This window comes from Bacteroides sp. AM54-2NS (assembly GCF_003602935.1).
GTDB lineage: Bacteria > Bacteroidota > Bacteroidia > Bacteroidales > Bacteroidaceae > Bacteroides > Bacteroides xylanisolvens.
The window spans coordinates 14,798-32,635 of record NZ_QTMZ01000033.1 but is presented as its reverse complement, the minus strand read 5'-3'; the positions used below and the strand labels follow the sequence as shown (position 1 = coordinate 32,635).

Annotated in this window: 10 protein-coding genes and 4 pseudogenes; 12 read left to right on the top strand and 2 right to left on the bottom strand. The window is 44.2% G+C overall.

The genetic code is table 11. The annotated features are described in order from the left end of the window. Positions 1–108: 108 nt before the first annotated feature. From DXA05_RS18205 to DXA05_RS18190, 4 genes and pseudogenes are all read left to right on the top strand, one after another. Positions 109–548 (top strand): annotated as a pseudogene (locus tag DXA05_RS18205) (MarR family transcriptional regulator). Then, the gene (locus tag DXA05_RS18200; protein WP_118407777.1) at positions 529–1,848 is read left to right on the top strand and encodes a TolC family protein; all 1,320 of its coding nucleotides are present in this window, start codon (positions 529–531) and stop codon (positions 1,846–1,848) included. The pseudogene DXA05_RS18205 and the gene DXA05_RS18200 overlap by 20 nt, the downstream one beginning before the upstream one ends. Positions 1,849–1,886: 38 nt before the next feature. After that, a pseudogene (locus DXA05_RS18195) lies at positions 1,887–2,956 on the top strand (HlyD family secretion protein). After that, on the top strand, positions 2,953–4,557 hold the full coding sequence (locus DXA05_RS18190; protein ID WP_165861527.1) for an MFS transporter: 1,605 nt from the start codon (positions 2,953–2,955) through the stop codon (positions 4,555–4,557). Before DXA05_RS18195 ends, DXA05_RS18190 begins: the two are co-directional and overlap by 4 nt. A 118-nt stretch (positions 4,558–4,675) precedes the next feature. Here DXA05_RS18190 and DXA05_RS18185 read toward each other — a convergent pair whose 3' ends face one another. Continuing rightward, complete coding sequence (locus tag DXA05_RS18185) at positions 4,676–6,166, bottom strand: altronate dehydratase family protein (protein ID WP_118407776.1); 1,491 nt, start codon at positions 6,164–6,166, stop codon at positions 4,676–4,678. Positions 6,167–6,196: 30 nt separating this feature from the next. Next, positions 6,197–7,261 carry a LacI family DNA-binding transcriptional regulator gene (locus DXA05_RS18180; RefSeq protein WP_004303832.1) on the bottom strand — a complete coding sequence of 355 codons (1,065 nt, stop codon included), beginning with the start codon at positions 7,259–7,261 and terminating at the stop codon, positions 6,197–6,199. Between the two features lie 253 nt (positions 7,262–7,514). On the opposite strand from DXA05_RS18180, the pseudogene DXA05_RS18175 reads away from it, so the two are divergent. From DXA05_RS18175 to DXA05_RS18140, 8 genes and pseudogenes are all read left to right on the top strand, one after another. Further along, a pseudogene (locus tag DXA05_RS18175) lies at positions 7,515–8,539 on the top strand (sugar kinase). 48 nt (positions 8,540–8,587) lie between these two features. Further along, positions 8,588–9,256 (top strand): bifunctional 4-hydroxy-2-oxoglutarate aldolase/2-dehydro-3-deoxy-phosphogluconate aldolase, encoded by a 669-nt coding sequence (locus DXA05_RS18170; RefSeq protein WP_004300153.1) that lies wholly within the window; start codon positions 8,588–8,590, stop codon positions 9,254–9,256. Positions 9,257–9,532: 276 nt separating this feature from the next. Then, a complete protein-coding gene (locus DXA05_RS18165; RefSeq protein WP_118407775.1) occupies positions 9,533–10,435 on the top strand; it encodes a cation diffusion facilitator family transporter in 903 nt (300 codons plus the stop codon). A gap of 48 nt (positions 10,436–10,483) precedes the next feature. Further along, complete coding sequence (locus tag DXA05_RS18160) at positions 10,484–12,082, top strand: TrkA C-terminal domain-containing protein (protein ID WP_128859460.1); 1,599 nt, start codon at positions 10,484–10,486, stop codon at positions 12,080–12,082. A 46-nt stretch (positions 12,083–12,128) separates the two neighbouring features. Beyond that, positions 12,129–12,509: a hypothetical protein gene (locus DXA05_RS18155; protein ID WP_008022924.1), complete on the top strand. Its 381-nt coding sequence runs from the start codon at positions 12,129–12,131 to the stop codon at positions 12,507–12,509. A gap of 84 nt (positions 12,510–12,593) precedes the next feature. Further along, positions 12,594–14,920, top strand: a pseudogene (locus DXA05_RS18150) (TonB-dependent receptor). A 149-nt stretch (positions 14,921–15,069) separates the two neighbouring features. Next, on the top strand, positions 15,070–15,387 hold the full coding sequence (locus DXA05_RS18145; RefSeq protein WP_165861526.1) for a hypothetical protein: 318 nt from the start codon (positions 15,070–15,072) through the stop codon (positions 15,385–15,387). A 109-nt stretch (positions 15,388–15,496) separates the two neighbouring features. Continuing rightward, positions 15,497–17,836: a TonB-dependent receptor gene (locus tag DXA05_RS18140; protein WP_004312544.1), complete on the top strand. Its 2,340-nt coding sequence runs from the start codon at positions 15,497–15,499 to the stop codon at positions 17,834–17,836. Positions 17,837–17,838: the final 2 nt, after the last annotated feature.

Below are 17,838 nucleotides of genomic sequence, written 5' to 3'. Positions count from 1 at the left end.
GGAATTATGTCTACATGGTGTGAAAATGAAATTAGTCAAACGTTTGACTAATTCGGCGAAAATATATAACTTTGCCACCGAAACGAAACAGGTAAAAGGTTATAGAAAATGAGAGAAGGAGCAGAGTTTAGAGAACTCATGTTGCAGATTGTTCGTACCCGTATGGCTTTCCGCCGGTCTATGCAACGGACATTGAGAAAAAATAACGCGGGTATTACGTTTGAGATGCTTCAGGTATTGAGTAGTTTATGGCACGAGCAGGGAATCAGTCAGCAGATATTGGCAGAACGTATTGCAAAAGATAAAGCCTGTCTGACCAATTTGATGAATAATCTGGAGAAGAAAGGATATGTGTACCGTAAAGAAGATCCCGCCGACCGTCGTAATAAACTGGTATTCCTGACTCCCGAAGGGGAGGAGTTTAAAGACCAGATTCGTCCGATTCTCGATCAGGTTTATGTATACGCAGAAAAGATTATTGGTATAGAAAGCATTGAACGATGTTATCTGAATTAAAAGGTGTATACGATGTACTTGAAAATGTATAAAAAATATGGGGCAGCTTTGTCCTGCCTGCTTTGGGTCACTTCCTCCATCAACGCACAAACAGATTCTTTGTTCCTTACTGTCGATCAGCTTTTTGAACGGGGAGTGCAATATAGTCTGCAACTTCAGGCAGATGCAATGAAAGAATCCATGGCACAGGAGCGGATGCGAATCGCACATTCTGCGCAGTTGCCGGAATTGCAGATTGGACTGAAAGGGGGATTTGTAGGACAACCCGTCGTTTGGGAACGGGGATTATCCGACTCTGCCTATCCGGAAGCACCGGACTGGTCACAAAACTATGCAATTGATTTTGCGCAGCCTCTCTATCAGGGTGGTAAAATCCGAAGCGCTATTCATAAAGCGGATATAGAAAAGCAAGTTGCCGAATTACAGACATTGACCGATCAGGCGGAAATAAAGCTAAGGTTATTGAATCAGTATATGAATCTGTTTAGTTTGTTTAAGCAGCATGAGGTACTGGCGCGGAATATTGAGGAGTCGGAACTCCGGCTGCACGATATACGGCGGATGAAAAAGGAGGGTTTGATAACGAACAATGATGTGGTGCGGAGCGAAATGCAGTTGACTAATGATCGCCTGTCTCTACAGGAAACGGAAAACAGCATTGCGCTTGTATCGCAGCAACTTGATATCTTATTGGGACAGGACGAGAATTTATTATTAAACCCCGATACTACTGTTCTTTATCAGGCAGTTGCCTTGCAGCCGTATGATGATTATATTGTTCAGGCTTATGCGAATGATCCGGCGATGAAGCTGCTTCGTGCACAAACAGAATTGGCGAGGAATGAAATCCGTTCTGTCAAGTCCTTTTCTCTTCCCAGTGTGTCGCTTTATGCGTCGAATACTTTGGCGCGCCCCATCTCACGTACGTTGGCAGATATGTATAATAATAACTGGAATGTAGGTGTGTCGGTTTCCTATCCTTTATCGTCACTGTACAAGAACAACCATAAAATAAAAGAGAGCAAACTGATGGTATCCTTGCGGAAAAATGAGGAAGAGCAGAAGATGCAGGGAATCCGCGTCGATGTACGTTCGGCTTTTTTACGCCACCGGGAAGCGTTGCAAAGGGTGGAAGCTCTAAAGCTGTCAGTCCGACAAGCGGAAGAGAATTATCGTATCATGCAGAATCGTTACCTGAATCAGTTGGCTATCCTGACTGATTTGCTTGATGCAAATTCCGTCCGTTTGAATGTAGAATTGCAGTTGGTCAATGCGCGTACTCGTGTGATTTATACTTATTATCAACTTCAGAAGGCTTGTGGAGATTTATGATTTATGATTTCAGATTTATGATTTATGGGTGAATTGTTATGGCAAATGAATTGAAAGAAAAACAGCAGAAACTGAAAAAAGTAAGAGTTCGTAATATTGTTTTAAATTTGGTATGTATCTGTTTGGCAGGTTCCGGGCTTTGGTGGACGGCTACTTACTTTTGGCGTTACGTTAATTACGAAGTGACGAATGATGCTTTTGTAGATCAATATGTGGCTCCTTTGAATGTCCGGGCTCGGGTTATATAAAGGAGGTGCGTTTTAAGGAGCATCAATATGTCCGTCAGGGAGATACGCTGCTGGTGCTTGACAATCGTGAATATCAGATTAAGGTGAAAGAAGCGGAAGCTGCATTGTTGGATGCGCATGGTTCGCAGGATGTACTTCATTCGGGAATTGAAACTTCCCATACGAATATTGCTGTACAGGATGCCAACATTGCCGAAGCGAAAGCGAAACTTTGGCAATTGGAACAGGATTATCATCGTTTTGAACGTCTGTTGAAAGAAGAATCAGTCCCGGAACAGCAGTATGAACAGGCAAAAGCTGCTTATGAAGCTGCAAAGGCACGTTATCAGGCATTAGTTGCGCAGAAACAGGCGGCATTATCACAATATGCGGAAACAAGCAAGAAGACAACCGGTGCGGAGGCTGCTATTTTGCGGAAGGAAGCAGATTTGGATTTGGCGAAGTTGAATCTCTCTTATACGGTTCTCACTGCTCCTTATGATGGATATATGGGCAGGCGCACGCTTGAACCCGGTCAGTATGTGCCGGCTGGGCAGACTATTTCTTATCTGGTGCGTAACAAGGATAAATGGATTACCGCTAATTATAAAGAAACGCAGATTGCTAATATCTATATTGGTCAGCAAGTACGTGTAAAGGTAGATGCAGTGCCCGGAAAGACTTTTCACGGAGAGGTCACCGCGATTTCCGAAGCAACCGGGTCTAAATATTCCCTGGTTCCTACGGACAACTCTGCCGGTAACTTTGTAAAGGTGCAACAGCGAATACCCGTGCGGATTGACTTGGAAGATGTTTCTCCGGAAGAAATGGCGCAGTTGAGAGCCGGGATGATGGTGGAAACAGAAGCTCTACGCAAATGATTACCATGAAAGAATTGGAGGCACCTGTTCGTCAATGGGTGCCCGATTGGCTTGGACTTATCAGTATTTTCATCGTGATTCTCCCGGTCACGATGCTCAATGGTTCATATACAGGCAGTATGCTGGAAGTATCGAACACGCTGGGCACTAATTCGGAAGATATAACGATGGGGTATTATGCCGCTTCGGCGGGCATGGCTATCGCTTATCCGATTATTCCTAAAGTGCTGGCAGCCTTTTCTGTGAAGTCTCTGTTATTGATTGATTTGGTACTGCAATTCTTCTTGAGTTGGGTTTGCGCACGTACGCAAAACGCAGATATTCTGATTGTTTGTAGTTTTGCCGTCGGTTTTCTGAAAGGATTTCTTATGTTGTGGTTTATTCGTTATGCCCAAAAGATTTTCAGTCCGAAGAATGTACGTAGCGAGTTTTATTCTTATTTTTACCCGTTGGTTTACGGTGGGGGACAGGCTTCGATGCTGGTAACGGCTTTACTGGCGTATCATTATAACTGGAAGTATATGTATTACTTTATGATGGTGCTGATTTTGATTTCCATATTATTTGTTATCATCTGTTTCCGTCATAACCGTCCCATTAAAGCCGTTGCATGGTCTGATCTGCACATTCGTGAGATGTTTGTTATTTCAGTAGGGTTACTGATGCTGATGTACGTTATCAATTATGGAAAAGTACTTGATTGGATGGCTTCCGGTAAGATCTGTGCCTATATCATCATAGCGCCTATGTTGATTGCGTTGTTTATCTGGTATCAGAGCCGTTCGGAAAATCCTTATGTAAGTCTGGCTCCTTTATTCCAGCCCAAAGCGATTATAGGTTATTTCTATATGATGCTTGTGATGTTTTTCAGTACATCGACCACATTGCTGACTAACTATCTGACTGTCATTCTGAAAGTAGATACTACGCATACCTACTCCCTTTATATTTATTTGCTTCCGGGATATGTAGTCGGTGCTTTTATCTGTTTCTGGTGGTTCCGATGGCAACGTTGGCGGTTCCGTTTTCTGATAGCGGGAGGGATGAGTTGTTTTGTGATTTTCTTTGCGATCCTGTATTTTGGCATCTCTCCGGATAGCACGTATGAAATGCTCTACCTGCCTATATTCTTTCGTGGGTTGGGTATGTTGACTTTGATTATAGCTTTCGCCCTGTTTGCCGTGGAAGACTTGAATCCGAAATACTTATTGTCGAATGCTTTCTTTCTGATTATTTTCCGTTCCGTATTGGCGCCTATTCTGGCAACCTCTTTCTATAGTAATGTACTGTACCGCTTACAGCAGAAATATATGTATTCTCTATCGGAGACTGTCACCACTGCCGATCCGTTGTCGGCAACACGCTATAACCAGTCTCTGAATAATGCAATTGCACAAGGGCATCCGTATAATGAAGCCGCACAGCTGGCAACAAACTCTTTATATAATACCCTGCAACAGCAAAGCCTGTTGCTTGCGTTGAAAGAAATTCTGGGTTATTTGTTAGTTATATCCGTTGTCATAGCTGTGGTTTCCCGTTTTATTCCCTTTCATAAAACAATCCGTGTTACCTTTAAGAGAACAGGTGACGATATGGTGTAATACAAAAAAGAGTTGCTATCCCGTTCAACTTATCATTGAGTGGAGGATAGCAACTCTATAGTTCTAACAATGTTTCTTTTTATCTTCGATATATTTGTTCTATCAGATAAAGAGCTGTTTACAAGGTTACGCCTGTTTTAAAGATAGCAATTTCGCGATAACCTTTCTTTTCGTTATTTACGAATTCACCGCTTGCTACTTTGATAATATAATCAATGAAGCGTTCACAAGTCTTTTCCATCGGTTCGTTTTCTATAATTACACCAGCATTGAAGTCAATCCATCCCGGTTTGTTTTTAGCCAGCGTCGAGTTGGTGGAAATCTTCATGGTTGGAACAAAAGTACCGAAAGGAGTACCACGTCCGGTGGTGAAAAGTACCATGTGACATCCGCTTGCAGCAAGGGTGGTGGCTGCAACCAGGTCATTGCCCGGAGCAGAAAGCAGATTAAGACCTTTTTTCTGTAAACGTTCACCGTAAGGCATCACGCCGGATACATAGCTCTTTCCGCACTTCTGGGTACATCCCAGTGCTTTTTCTTCCAGGGTGGAGATACCGCCGGCTTTGTTTCCCGGAGAAGGATTTTCACCGACAGGCTCTCCGTGTGACAGGAAGTATTCTTTGAAGTCATTAATCAGATGGACGGTCTGTTCAAACAGTTCCTCGTTTTTGCAACGGTTCATTAGGATGGTTTCTGCACCGAACATTTCCGGTACTTCGGTCAATACGCTTGTACCTCCCTGTGCAATCAGGAAATCGGAGAACATACCCAATAGCGGGTTTGCTGTAATGCCGGAGAAACCATCGGAACCACCGCATTTCAATCCCACACGCAGTTCGGACAAAGGAACATCGGTGCGTTCGTCTTTAGAAGCCTTTGCATACAAATCACGCAGGATTTCCATTCCTTCTTCATACTCGTCACCTACCTTTTGAGTAACCATGAACTTCACGCGGTCTTCATCAAACTCGCCCAGAAACTCACGGAACACGTCCGGCTGGTTATTTTCGCATCCCAAGCCTACTACCAATACAGCGCCTGCATTGGGGTGAAGCACCATGTCACGAAGAATCTTTTTCGTATTTTCGTGGTCGTCACCAAGTTGTGAGCAACCGTAGTTGTGTGGGAAAGCGACAATGGCATCCACTCCCTTACCTTCGGTTTCGCGACGCAGTCCTTCAGCCAGTTGACCGATGATACCGTTTACGCAACCTACTGTCGGGATAATCCATATTTCGTTTCTTACCCCTACATCACCGTTTTTGCGACGATAACCTTTGAAAGTAAGATCTTTATGAGGAATATCCAAAGAAACCTGAATCGGGTTGTAAGTGTAATCCAGCAATCCGGCGAGATTGGTTTTGATGTTCGTTTCATTCATCCAGTCACCCTGTTTCTTAGCCATTCGTGCATGTCCGATAGGATAACCGTACTTGATTACATTTTCGCCTTCAGCAAAATTCTTCAATGCGAATTTATGTCCGGCAGGAATGTCTTCGTTCAGTGTAATTTCAATGCCATCTACAGAAAGATGCTCTCCTGCCGGGAGGTTAACAATGGCAACGGCAACGTTGTCGGCAGGATTAATTCTTAAATACTTTGTTTCCATGTAATGTACTTGTAAAGTTGTACTTTGTTGTTATTTGCTATGGTAATAGTCTATTGTTTCTACCGTTAACAAGTCGATGGGCATATAGTTGATGCAGGTCACTTCTTTCTTGAAAATAAGGTGATCGCAAAGAGCTTTGATGCCATTGGCGCCTTGCAGTTCCGGTTGCTGGGCAATGAGGAAAGAGATGCTTCCTTCTTTCAGGCAGGTGACATTCCGTTCCAGAAGGTCATAGCCTATCAGATTGAAATCTTTCTTTCCGCGACTTTGCAGGTATTCGCCGACGATATAGGCTTTAGAGTTGAATGTGATTCCGTTCTTCACTGTCGGATAGGTACGGAAGAATTCATCCAGCATCTCATTGTCTTCGTCGTTGCGTTCGGCATGCAAGTCGAGCTCCAGTATAGTACAAGACGGATGATGTTCTTTCATGTACTGCCTGAAACCGATTTCTCTGTTCTCTTGCTGGTTAGAACCTACAATTCCTTCATGTATCTTGCGGAAAATAACGATTTCCTTTTCATCCCGTGCCAGTAACATCATCATTCTGGCGGCGAAGTACCCGCTTTGGCGTGAGTTCTGACCGAAGAAGGCGAGGGGAGGAACGTCTTTGATGTTGGAGTCTATATATATATAAGGTATATCCAATGCCTGTAACTGATCGGTGAAACCTTTCGTATATTGCGGAGCGGTAGGAGCTACCATCACTCCGTCCGGCTGTAAAGCCAGAATGGCTTCGCTGGCATTCTCGAATGAATGGTAGTCGTACGGATCGTAATAGTTGATTTTCACCGAAGTATTGAAATCCGAATAGGTGGCAATAGCTTCGTGAATACCGGTTTCTACCGCTGTCCAGTATTCGCCTTCCAGATGCTCCGGCAGCAGACAGATAAACGTATACTTCTTATTAGAAGCCAAAGCGCTGGCGTACATGTTGGGCTGGTAGTCAAGCTGCTTCAGAATTTCTTCTACGCGTTTCTTGCTGGCTTCCGACACTCCGCTACGTCCATGAATAACGCGGTCTACTGTTCCCACTGATACATCTGCCAGACGGGCGATGTCTTTGATTCTGATCCTTTCGGGCAATTTATTCATACGATAACCTTTATTTATATAGGTTTTTGTGCTCGCACACAATAATAATCTTAATATTTTCGATACAAATATATAACAATTTTTGTAATTACGAAAATTGTTGTATCTTTGTGCCCGCACACGAAAGGTATGTGGTGTTAGTCTTTTTATAGATTAATAGTCATGTTATCAGTGTGTTAACCCCTAAAATAGGGCTGGAATGATAAATTGAAAGTTCATAATATTAATAACTTAGAATTTAAAACATAAGATTATGGGAAAGAAAGTCGTTACATTAGGCGAAATCATGCTTAGATTATCAACTCCGGGTAATACTCGTTTTGTTCAATCTGACTCTTTTGATGTAGTATATGGTGGTGGAGAAGCTAACGTTGCAGTGAGCTGTGCCAACTACGGACATGACGCCTATTTCGTAACTAAATTACCGAAACACGAAATTGGACAGTCTGCTGTTAACGCATTGCGTAAATATGGCGTAAAGACAGACTTTATTGCCCGTGGTGGCGACCGTGTAGGTATCTACTACTTGGAAACAGGTGCTTCTATGCGTCCTAGCAAAGTTATTTATGACCGTGCTCATTCTGCAATTGCTGAAGCTGACGCTGCTGATTTCGACTTTGATGCTATCATGGAAGGTGCTGACTGGTTCCACTGGTCTGGTATCACTCCGGCTATTTCTGACAAGGCTGCCGAGTTGACTCGTCTGGCTTGTGAAGCTGCAAAACGTCACGGCGTAACTGTTTCTGTTGACTTGAACTTCCGTAAGAAACTGTGGACGAAAGAAAAAGCACAGTCTATCATGAAACCGTTGATGCAGTTTGTAGACGTATGTATCGGTAACGAAGAAGATGCAGAACTTTGCTTGGGCTTCAAACCGGATGCTGACGTTGAGGCTGGCCACACAGATGCTGAAGGCTACAAGGGTATCTTCCAGCAAATGATGAAAGAATTCGGATTCAAATATGTAGTTTCTACTTTGCGCGAATCTTTCTCTGCTACTCACAACGGTTGGAAAGCTATGATCTACAACGGAGAAGAATTCTATACTTCAAAACGTTATGATATCGATCCGATTATCGACCGTGTAGGTGGTGGTGACTCTTTCTCCGGCGGTATCATCCACGGTTTGATGACTAAACCTAATCAGGGTGCTGCTCTTGAATTCGCTGTTGCTGCATCTGCATTGAAACATACTATCAATGGTGACTTCAACCTTGTTCTATAGAAGAAGTAGAAGCATTGGCTGGTGGTGACGCAAGCGGTCGCGTACAGAGGTAAATAAGTTGAGAGTTTGAAAAATCAATTCATTTAAAATAAGAAATTAAGATGGCAAAATTCGATAAAATAGCCGTATTGAATAAGATCGGCTCTACAGGAATGGTTCCTGTATTCTATCACAAAGATGCAGAAGTTGCAAAGAAAGTAGTAAAGGCTTGTTATGACGGTGGTGTTCGTGCTTTTGAATTTACAAACCGTGGTGACTTCGCACAGGAAGTATTTGCTGAAATCGTTAAGTTCGCAGCAAAAGAATGTCCTGAAATGGCAATCGGTATCGGTTCTATCGTTGATCCGGCTACTGCTGCTATGTACTTGCAGCTGGGTGCTAACTTCGTAGTAGGTCCGTTGTTCAATCCTGAAATTGCTAAGGTATGTAATCGTCGTTCGGTAGCTTATACTCCGGGATGCGGTTCCGTATCAGAAGTAGGTTTTGCGCAGGAAGTAGGTTGCGATCTTTGCAAAGTATTCCCGGGTGATGTTTACGGAACTAACTTCGTGAAAGGCTTGATGGCTCCGATGCCATGGTCTAAGCTGATGGTAACAGGTGGGGTAGAACCTACTAAAGAAAACCTGACTGCATGGATCAAAGCTGGTGTATTCTGCGTAGGTATGGGCTCTAAGTTGTTCCCGAAAGATAAAGTGGCAGCAGAAGACTGGGCTTATGTAACTGCAAAATGTGAAGAAGCTCTCGGTTATATTGCCGAAGCTCGTAAATAAGATTAGAGAGCGAAAGCTGTCTATAATAAAAAGAGGTTGATGCGACAGCCTCTTTAAAATATGCCTCGAGGGTTAGTTAGTTTAGTTAGTATATGAGGCATATTTTCATTTTGTTTAAAGGTGTTTAAAGGGGATAAGCCATCGGGATGATTCATTCATTTCGGTGGCTTGTTTTTTCTGGAGGGGAGCCGTTACTATTGCTGAAAGTGGAATGGGGATGAACTAATCTCCCGATAAGATGTTTTTAAGGTAGTAGATATAATAACAATATATAATATGGAACCTCATCATCACCACGAACATAATCATCAGTTGACATCGCTCAATAAGGCTTTTATCATAGGTATTACTTTGAATATTGCTTTTGTTATCGTAGAATTCGGAGTAGGGTTTTATTATAATTCTCTGGGATTGCTTTCTGATGCCGGGCATAACTTGGGTGATGTAGCCAGTCTGGTGCTTGCCATGTTGGCTTTCCGGTTGCAGAAAGTTCATCCCAATAGCCGTTACACGTATGGATATAAGAAGAGTACGATTCTTGTCTCTTTATTAAATGCAGTTATATTATTGGTTGCCGTGGGCATAATCATTGCCGAGAGTGTAGATAAATTGTTCCACCCGGTTTCCGTAGATGGTTCTGCCATCGCATGGACAGCCGGGGTGGGAGTGGTCATCAATGCGCTTACTGCCTGGCTCTTTATGAAAGATAAAGATAAGGATCTGAATGTGAAAGGGGCTTACCTGCACATGGCAGCAGATGCATTGGTGTCTGTCGGTGTAGTTGTTTCCGGCATTATCATCACCTATACAGGATGGAGCATTATTGACCCGATTATCGGACTTGGTATTGCTGTTATCATTATTGTCTCTACTTGGGGATTGCTTCACGATAGTCTCCGGTTGTCGTTGGATGGAGTACCGGTGGGGATAGACGCTCAAAAGATACAGCAACTTATCATGGAACAACCCGGCGTGGAGAATTGCCATCACCTGCATATCTGGGCGTTAAGCACAACGGAAACCGCTTTGACTGCCCATATTGTCATTGATAATATCACACAGTTGGAAGAAGTGAAACATCATATAAAAGAAGCACTCGAAGAGGCAGGCATCCATCATGCCACTTTGGAGTTTGAAGACGAAAGGGCTACTTGCTGCAAGGAATGTTGTGAGGATTAAATAAAATCCGTACCTTCGCGCCCTTAAACTAACTAACCTTTATTTTTTATGTTTACTGACTTATTGCATTCCTCTTATTTTTCCCTTTTCCTGATTGTCGCATTGGGATTTATGCTGGGAAGAATTAAAATTAAGGGGTTATCTCTCGATGTGTCGGCAGTTATTTTCATTGCCCTTCTTTTCGGGCATTTTGGTGTTATCATTCCTAAAGAATTAGGAAACTTCGGCTTGGTGCTCTTCATTTTTACCATCGGTATTCAGGCAGGGCCCGGATTCTTCGACTCTTTCCGTAGCAAAGGAAAGACGCTTATTCTCATCACTATGCTTATTATTTGTTCCGCCTGCCTTACCGCAGTCGGGCTGAAATATGCATTTGATATCGATACACCGAGTGTTGTCGGTCTGATCGCCGGAGCGCTAACCAGTACGCCGGGTTTGGCCGTTGCCATCGACAGTACTAATTCTCCTTTGGCATCCATTGCTTACGGTATCGCATATCCGTTTGGAGTGATCGGCGTGATTCTGTTTGTCAAGCTGTTGCCTAAAATTATGCGGGTAGATTTAGATAAAGAAGCCCGTCGTCTGGAGATAGAACGTCGCGGACAATTCCCTGAATTGACAACTTGCATTTATCGCGTCACTAATGCGAATGTATTCGATCGCAGCCTGATGCAAATTAATGCGCGCGGTATGACGGGTGCTGTCATTTCACGTCTGAAGCATGATGATGAAATCTCGATTCCCACAGCCCACACGGTATTGCATGAAGGAGACTACATACAAGCCGTAGGTAGCGAAGAATCACTGGATCAACTGGCAGTGTTGGTAGGCAAGAGAGAAGAAGGTGAACTGCCTTTGGATAAAACGCAGGAAATAGAATCTTTGTTGTTGACTAAAAAAGACATGATAAACAAACAACTGGGTGATTTGAACTTACAGAAAAACTTTGGTTGTACAGTGACTCGTGTTCGTCGAAGCGGTATTGACTTATCTCCGTCTCCCGATCTAGTCTTGAAGTTTGGTGATAAACTGATGGTAGTCGGTGAGAAAGAAGGACTTAAAGGAGTAGCCCGCCTGTTGGGAAACAATGCGAAGAAACTATCCGATACGGACTTTTTCCCCATTGCAATGGGTATTGTATTGGGCGTGTTGTTCGGCAAAATAAATATCTCTTTCTCTGATAGCCTGTCATTCTCACCGGGACTGACCGGGGGAGTTTTGATGGTAGCTCTTGTGTTGAGTGCGATAGGTAAGACAGGACCCATTATCTGGTCTATGTCCGGACCTGCCAACCAGTTGTTGCGCCAGTTAGGTCTGCTTCTTTTCCTTGCCGAAGTGGGAACTTCTGCCGGTAAGAATCTGGTAGCTACCTTCCAGGAAAGCGGATTATTGATGTTCGGAGTAGGAGCCGCCATCACATTGGTGCCGATGCTTGTTGCAGCCATTGTCGGACATTTCGTATTTAAAATCAGTCTGCTCGATTTACTGGGAACTATTACAGGAGGAATGACAAGTACTCCGGGACTCGCTGCCGCCGACTCGATGGTGGATAGCAATATTCCGAGCGTAGCTTACGCAACTGTTTATCCGATTGCCATGGTATTCTTGATTCTGTTTATTCAAGTAATAGCCTCGGCTGTATATTAACAGAATTTTATATAATAATTGATTGTTAAATAAATAGTTCGTATCTTTGCCGCCTCAAAGAAAAAATGAGGTGAAACGATTGTTATTGAATATTACACGCTACTTCTTGCCGATACTATTTGTATCGTATCTGGTAAGCTTTACATTCTTTGCCCACGTGCATGTGGTCAATGGCGTGACAATCGTCCATTCACACCCGTTTAAGAAAGGGGCGGCACATAAACATTCTACAGTTGAACTGCAACTGATTCATTTTCTGTCTCACTTAACGGCAGACGGTGCGGCTGTTGTTTTTGCTCTTTCCCTTTTTATTCCTTTCTTATTATGCTTGTTGCCCGGACGTTCGCAACATACTCACTATCACTGTCCGTATCATGGGGTAGTGGGACTTAGGGCACCCCCGGTTATTCGTTTCTATATTCTTTAAATGATGATACCGTACCTTGCATGAGGTAGGGCATTATCTGTCTATCCATGTGAATACTTATCGAAAACGAATAACAAACGAAAAATGAAGAAATATATCTTTTCGCTTGTCTGCCTGTGCTGCACATTGTTGCCTGCCCTCGAAGGACAAGCTCATGAATATCCTAATCATCCCGAATTACGTAAGTCAGATGCCAATATCGTTGGCCATATTCTTGATAAAAATACAAAAGAGCATTTACCCTATATTACAGTCGCCTTGAAAAGTACGACCATCGGAACTGTGACCGATGCTACCGGGCATTATTTCTTGAAGAATCTTCCCGAAGGTAATTTTGTGCTGGAGGTCAGTTCGGTGGGATATAAAACCGTCAGACGGAATGTGACGCTGAAGAAAGGGCGTACATTGGAAGAAGATTTCGAGATAGAAGAAGATGCGGTTGCTTTGGATGGCGTAGTCGTATCTGCCAATCGTAATGAAACCACCCGCCGTCTGGCTCCGACACTGGTGAATGTAGTAGATTTGAAAATCTTTGAGAATACCAATTCTACGACTTTGGCGCAAGGCTTGAGCTTTCAGCCGGGTGTCCGTGTAGAGTCCAATTGTCAGAATTGCGGTTTCCAGCAAGTGCGTATCAATGGACTGGATGGTCCTTATACGCAAATCCTGCTCGATTCCCGTCCCATTTTTAGTGCGCTTTCCGGTGTGTATGGTATCGAGCAGATCCCTGCCAGCATGATAGAACGTGTGGAAGTGATGCGTGGAGGTGGGTCGGCACTGTTTGGCTCATCTGCTATTGCCGGTACAATCAATATCATCACCAAAGAACCGATGCGCAACTCCGGTATGTTATCTCATACGATTACGGGAATTGGCGATGGCGACGCTTTCGACAACAGTACGGCATTGAATGCGTCTCTCGTGACGGACGACCAGCGTGCAGGTCTGTATATCTTCGGTCAGAACCGCCACCGTTCTGCGTATGACCATGACGGCGACGGATATTCCGAAATACCCAAATTGCACGGTCAGACAATTGGTTTCCGTTCGTTCCTGAAAACAACGACTTATTCGAAACTTACTTTTGAATATCACCACATGGAAGAATTCCGCAGGGGAGGAGACTTATTGAACCGCCCGCCTCATGAAGCGAATGTGGCGGAGCAGACCGAACACTCAATCAATGGCGGAGGACTGAAGTTCGATTATTTCTCCCCTAACGAGAACCATCGTTTCAATGTGTTTGCATCTGCACAGCATATCAATCGCGACAGCTATTATGGTCCAGGTGACAGAGACCCTTTGGATGCTTACGGAAACACCACTGACTTGAACTGGATGGCAGGCTCACAGTATGTCTACAGCTTCGGCAAATGCATCTTCATGCCTTCCGACCTGACTGCCGGAATAGAGTTCAATCAGGACAAACTGGAAGATAACATGTGGGGATACAACCGCACGGTAGACCAGAAAGTGAATATCGGTAGTGCTTTCCTTCAGAACGAATGGAAAAATGATCATTGGGGATTCCTGATTGGCGGCCGTTTGGATAAGCATAATCTGATTGACCATGTGATATTCAGTCCGCGTGCCAACTTGCGTTATAATCCGACAGAAAACATCAATCTTCGTTTTAGTTACTCATCCGGCTTCCGTGCTCCGCAGGCTTTCGACGAAGATTTGCATGTGGAAAATGTAGGCGGTAATGTAGCGATGGTTGAACTGGCGGATAATCTGAAAGAAGAAAGATCACAGAGCTTGAGTGCTTCGGCAGATATTTATCATCGTTTTGGTGCGTTTCAGGTTAACTTCCTGGTAGAAGGATTCTATACAAAGTTGTCGGATGTTTTTGCCCTTACCGACGGAGAGGTAGTGGATGGAATTCTGACACGTACCGTCACAATGCATCAGGAGCGCAAGTTCTGGGATTGACACTGGAAGGAAAGATGGCTTACCTGAATAAAATCCAAGTTCAGGCGGGAGTCACTCTGCAACAGAGCCATTACAGCAAACCGCACATCTGGAACAAAGAAGCTCCGGCGGTGAAGAAAATGATGCGTACGCCAAATACTTACGGCTATTTTACAGCAACCTACACCCCGATAAAACCGTTATCTATCGCTCTTTCCGGTACCTATACCGGTTCGATGCTGGTTCCCCACGAGCCGGTTCCGGGATTCCTTGAAAATCCGATAACGGTGAATACCAAAGACTTTTTCGACATCGGTTTGAAAGCTGCTTATGACTTCAAACTTTATAAGTCGATGAACCTCCAGTTGAATGCCGGCATACAGAATATTTTCAATGCCTATCAGGACGACTTCGATAAAGGAGCTGACCGTGACTCCGGCTATATCTATGGTCCGTCACTTCCGAGAAGCTTCTTTGCCGGGGTGAAGATCAGTTATTAAGATTCGGTTAAGATTTAAAATCGTTATAAATAGGGATTGTTTTGCATGGAGACAATCCTTATCTTTGCAAAAAAACAAACTAAACCCTGACTTTACTGCACAGAATAGATGTGCAAGATTACCGGATGAAACAATTGTACCTACATATAATGAAGTGGTTTTTGCCTGTACTGTTTATCTCGTACATGGCAGGAATCACTTTATTTACTCACTCCCATGTAGTAAACGGGGTAACGATTGTCCATTCGCATCCATTTAAAAAAGGCAGTGAACATAGCCATACGACGGTTGAATTCCAACTCATTCACCTGTTGAATCATGTATTGGTGACAGACAGCGGATTAATACCTACATTCGCGGTCGCTGCTTTATCTCTATTATGTATCCTGTTTATCCGCCCGCAAGTTGAGCCATATCACCGTTCTTGTCCGGGCGTCATATCTCTTAGAGCACCTCCTGACGCTTAGTCTATCTTTTCGGGAACAGTATTCATCAGTTAGGAACAACGATTAATGATCGCTGCTTCCCTTTCCCTTATTATTATTTTTGATTTTAAACATTAAAAGACTAACGACAATGAAGAAATATCTTTTAGTCCTGGCCGGCCTGTATTGTGTCCTGTCATACGCATTGGCTGAACATCCGGACTACCCTGAACTGAAAAAATCCGATGCGAACATCATAGGCCATGTACTGGATAAGAAAACGAAAGAGCACCTTCCTTACATCACCATTGCACTGAAAGGAACAACGATAGGAACCGTGACCGACGCTACCGGACATTATTTTTTGAAGAATTTGCCGGAAGGTAACTTTATACTGGAGGTTAGCTCGGTCGGCTACAAGACCGTGACCCGCAACGTGACTCTGAAAAAAGGAAAGACACTGGAAGAGGATTTTGAAATAGAAGAGGACGCGATTGCTTTGGATGGGGTAGTGGTTTCCGCCAACCGCAGTGAAACGACGCGCCGTTTGGCTCCTACTTTGGTAAATGTCGTCGATCTGAAGCTATTTGAAACGACTAACTCTTCCACTTTATCGCAAGGGCTGAACTTTCAGCCCGGTGTACGTGTAGAGACAAACTGCCAGAATTGTGGTTTCCAGCAAGTCCGCATCAATGGACTGGACGGACCGTATACGCAGATTTTGATAGATTCCCGTCCCGTATTCAGTGCCCTTTCCGGAGTGTATGGCCTGGAACAGATTCCCGCCAGCATGATTGAACGCGTAGAAGTGATGCGTGGGGGAGGTTCCGCCTTGTTCGGCTCTTCGGCCATTGCAGGAACCATCAATATAATCACCAAAGAGCCTTTGCGCAATTCCGGCCAGCTGTCGCACACCCTTACTGCTTTAGGGGGCGGCTCCTCATTCGATAACAATACCTCCCTGAATGCTTCATTAGTGACGGACGATCATCGTGCCGGACTGTATATCTTTGGTCAGAACCGTCACCGGTCCGGATATGATTATGACGGAGACGGATTCACCGAACTACCTAAATTGAAGAATCAGACAGTGGGCTTCCGCTCTTATCTGAAAACAAGCACTTACTCCAAACTAACCTTCGAATATCACCACATGCAGGAATTCCGTCGGGGAGGGGATATGTTGGACCGTCCTCCTCACGAAGCCCATATTGCAGAGCAGTTGCAACATTCGATTGATGGTGGAAGTTTGAAGTTCGATTATTTCTCGCCAGATGAAAAGAACCGTCTAAGTATCTTTGCGTCAGCCGCCAATACAGATCGGGACAGTTATTACGGACCGGGTAACGATCCTCTGAAAGCCTATGGAAAAACAACGGATTTAACCGCTATGGGCGGCGCGCAGTATGTACATACGTTTGATAAGTGTTTTTTTATGCCTTCTGACCTCACGGCAGGACTTGAATATAACCGTGATCGTCTGAAAGATAATATGTGGGGATATGACCGCCACACGGATCAGACGGTAAATATTTACAGTGCTTTTCTGCAGAACGAGTGGAAGAACGACCGTTGGGGCATTCTGATCGGTGGTCGTCTGGATAAGCATAACATGGTAGATAATGTCATCTTTAGCCCCCGTGCCAACTTGCGTTTCAACCCGACACAGAATATAAACCTGCGTTTGAGCTATTCATCCGGATTCCGTGCTCCGCAGGCTTTTGATGAAGATATGCATATTGAAAATGTGGGCGGAACAGTGGCAATGATTGAGCGTGCGAAGAACTTGAAAGAAGAGAAATCCCAAAGTTTCAGTGCGTCCGCAGATATGTATCACCGTTTCGGAGTATTCCAGACGAATTTCTTGATCGAGGGCTTTTATACAAGACTGACAGATGTCTTCGTGTTGGGCGAACCTTATGACCGTGGCGATGGGATATTGGTAAAAACACGCAGTAACGGTCCCGGCGCGAAAGTGATGGGGCTAACGCTGGAGGGCAAAGTGGCTTATCTTTCCATCCTGCAAATACAAGCGGGACTCACTTTGCAACGCAGCCGATACGATGAACCTCATAAATGGCATGACGACGCACCGGCAGAAAAGAAAATTTTCCGTACTCCCGATACATATGGTTACTTCACAGCTACTTATACTCCCATCAAACCTTTATCCATTGCCCTGTCAGGAACTTATACCGGGAGAATGTTAGTGCAACGCATGGATATCACCGCCGAGAACGCCGAACTGGGCGCAATGCCCGAACGAAAGGCGGAAGCCATCCGTACACCCCGTTTCTTCGATTTGGGAGTGAAACTGGCTTATGACTTCAAGCTATACAAAACAGTCGATTTGCAACTAAACGGCGGAGTTCAGAACCTCTTTGAGTCTTATCAGAAGGACTTTGATAGAGGAGCTAATCGGGATTCCGGCTATATTTACGGGCCTTCTCTGCCGAGAAGTTTCTTTGCCGGAGTGAAGATTAGCTATTAGGT

Coding starts and splice junctions, on each gene's coding strand:
- DXA05_RS18200 (WP_118407777.1), top strand. CDS start 529: ATGTACTTGAAAATGTATAAAAAATATGGGGCAGCTTTGTCCTGCCTG.
- DXA05_RS18190 (WP_165861527.1), top strand. CDS start 2,953: ATGATTACCATGAAAGAATTGGAGGCACCTGTTCGTCAATGGGTGCCC.
- DXA05_RS18185 (WP_118407776.1), bottom strand. CDS start 6,166: ATGGAAACAAAGTATTTAAGAATTAATCCTGCCGACAACGTTGCCGTT.
- DXA05_RS18180 (WP_004303832.1), bottom strand. CDS start 7,261: ATGAATAAATTGCCCGAAAGGATCAGAATCAAAGACATCGCCCGTCTG.
- DXA05_RS18170 (WP_004300153.1), top strand. CDS start 8,588: ATGGCAAAATTCGATAAAATAGCCGTATTGAATAAGATCGGCTCTACA.
- DXA05_RS18165 (WP_118407775.1), top strand. CDS start 9,533: ATGGAACCTCATCATCACCACGAACATAATCATCAGTTGACATCGCTC.
- DXA05_RS18160 (WP_128859460.1), top strand. CDS start 10,484: ATGTTTACTGACTTATTGCATTCCTCTTATTTTTCCCTTTTCCTGATT.
- DXA05_RS18145 (WP_165861526.1), top strand. CDS start 15,070: ATGAAGTGGTTTTTGCCTGTACTGTTTATCTCGTACATGGCAGGAATC.
- DXA05_RS18140 (WP_004312544.1), top strand. CDS start 15,497: ATGAAGAAATATCTTTTAGTCCTGGCCGGCCTGTATTGTGTCCTGTCA.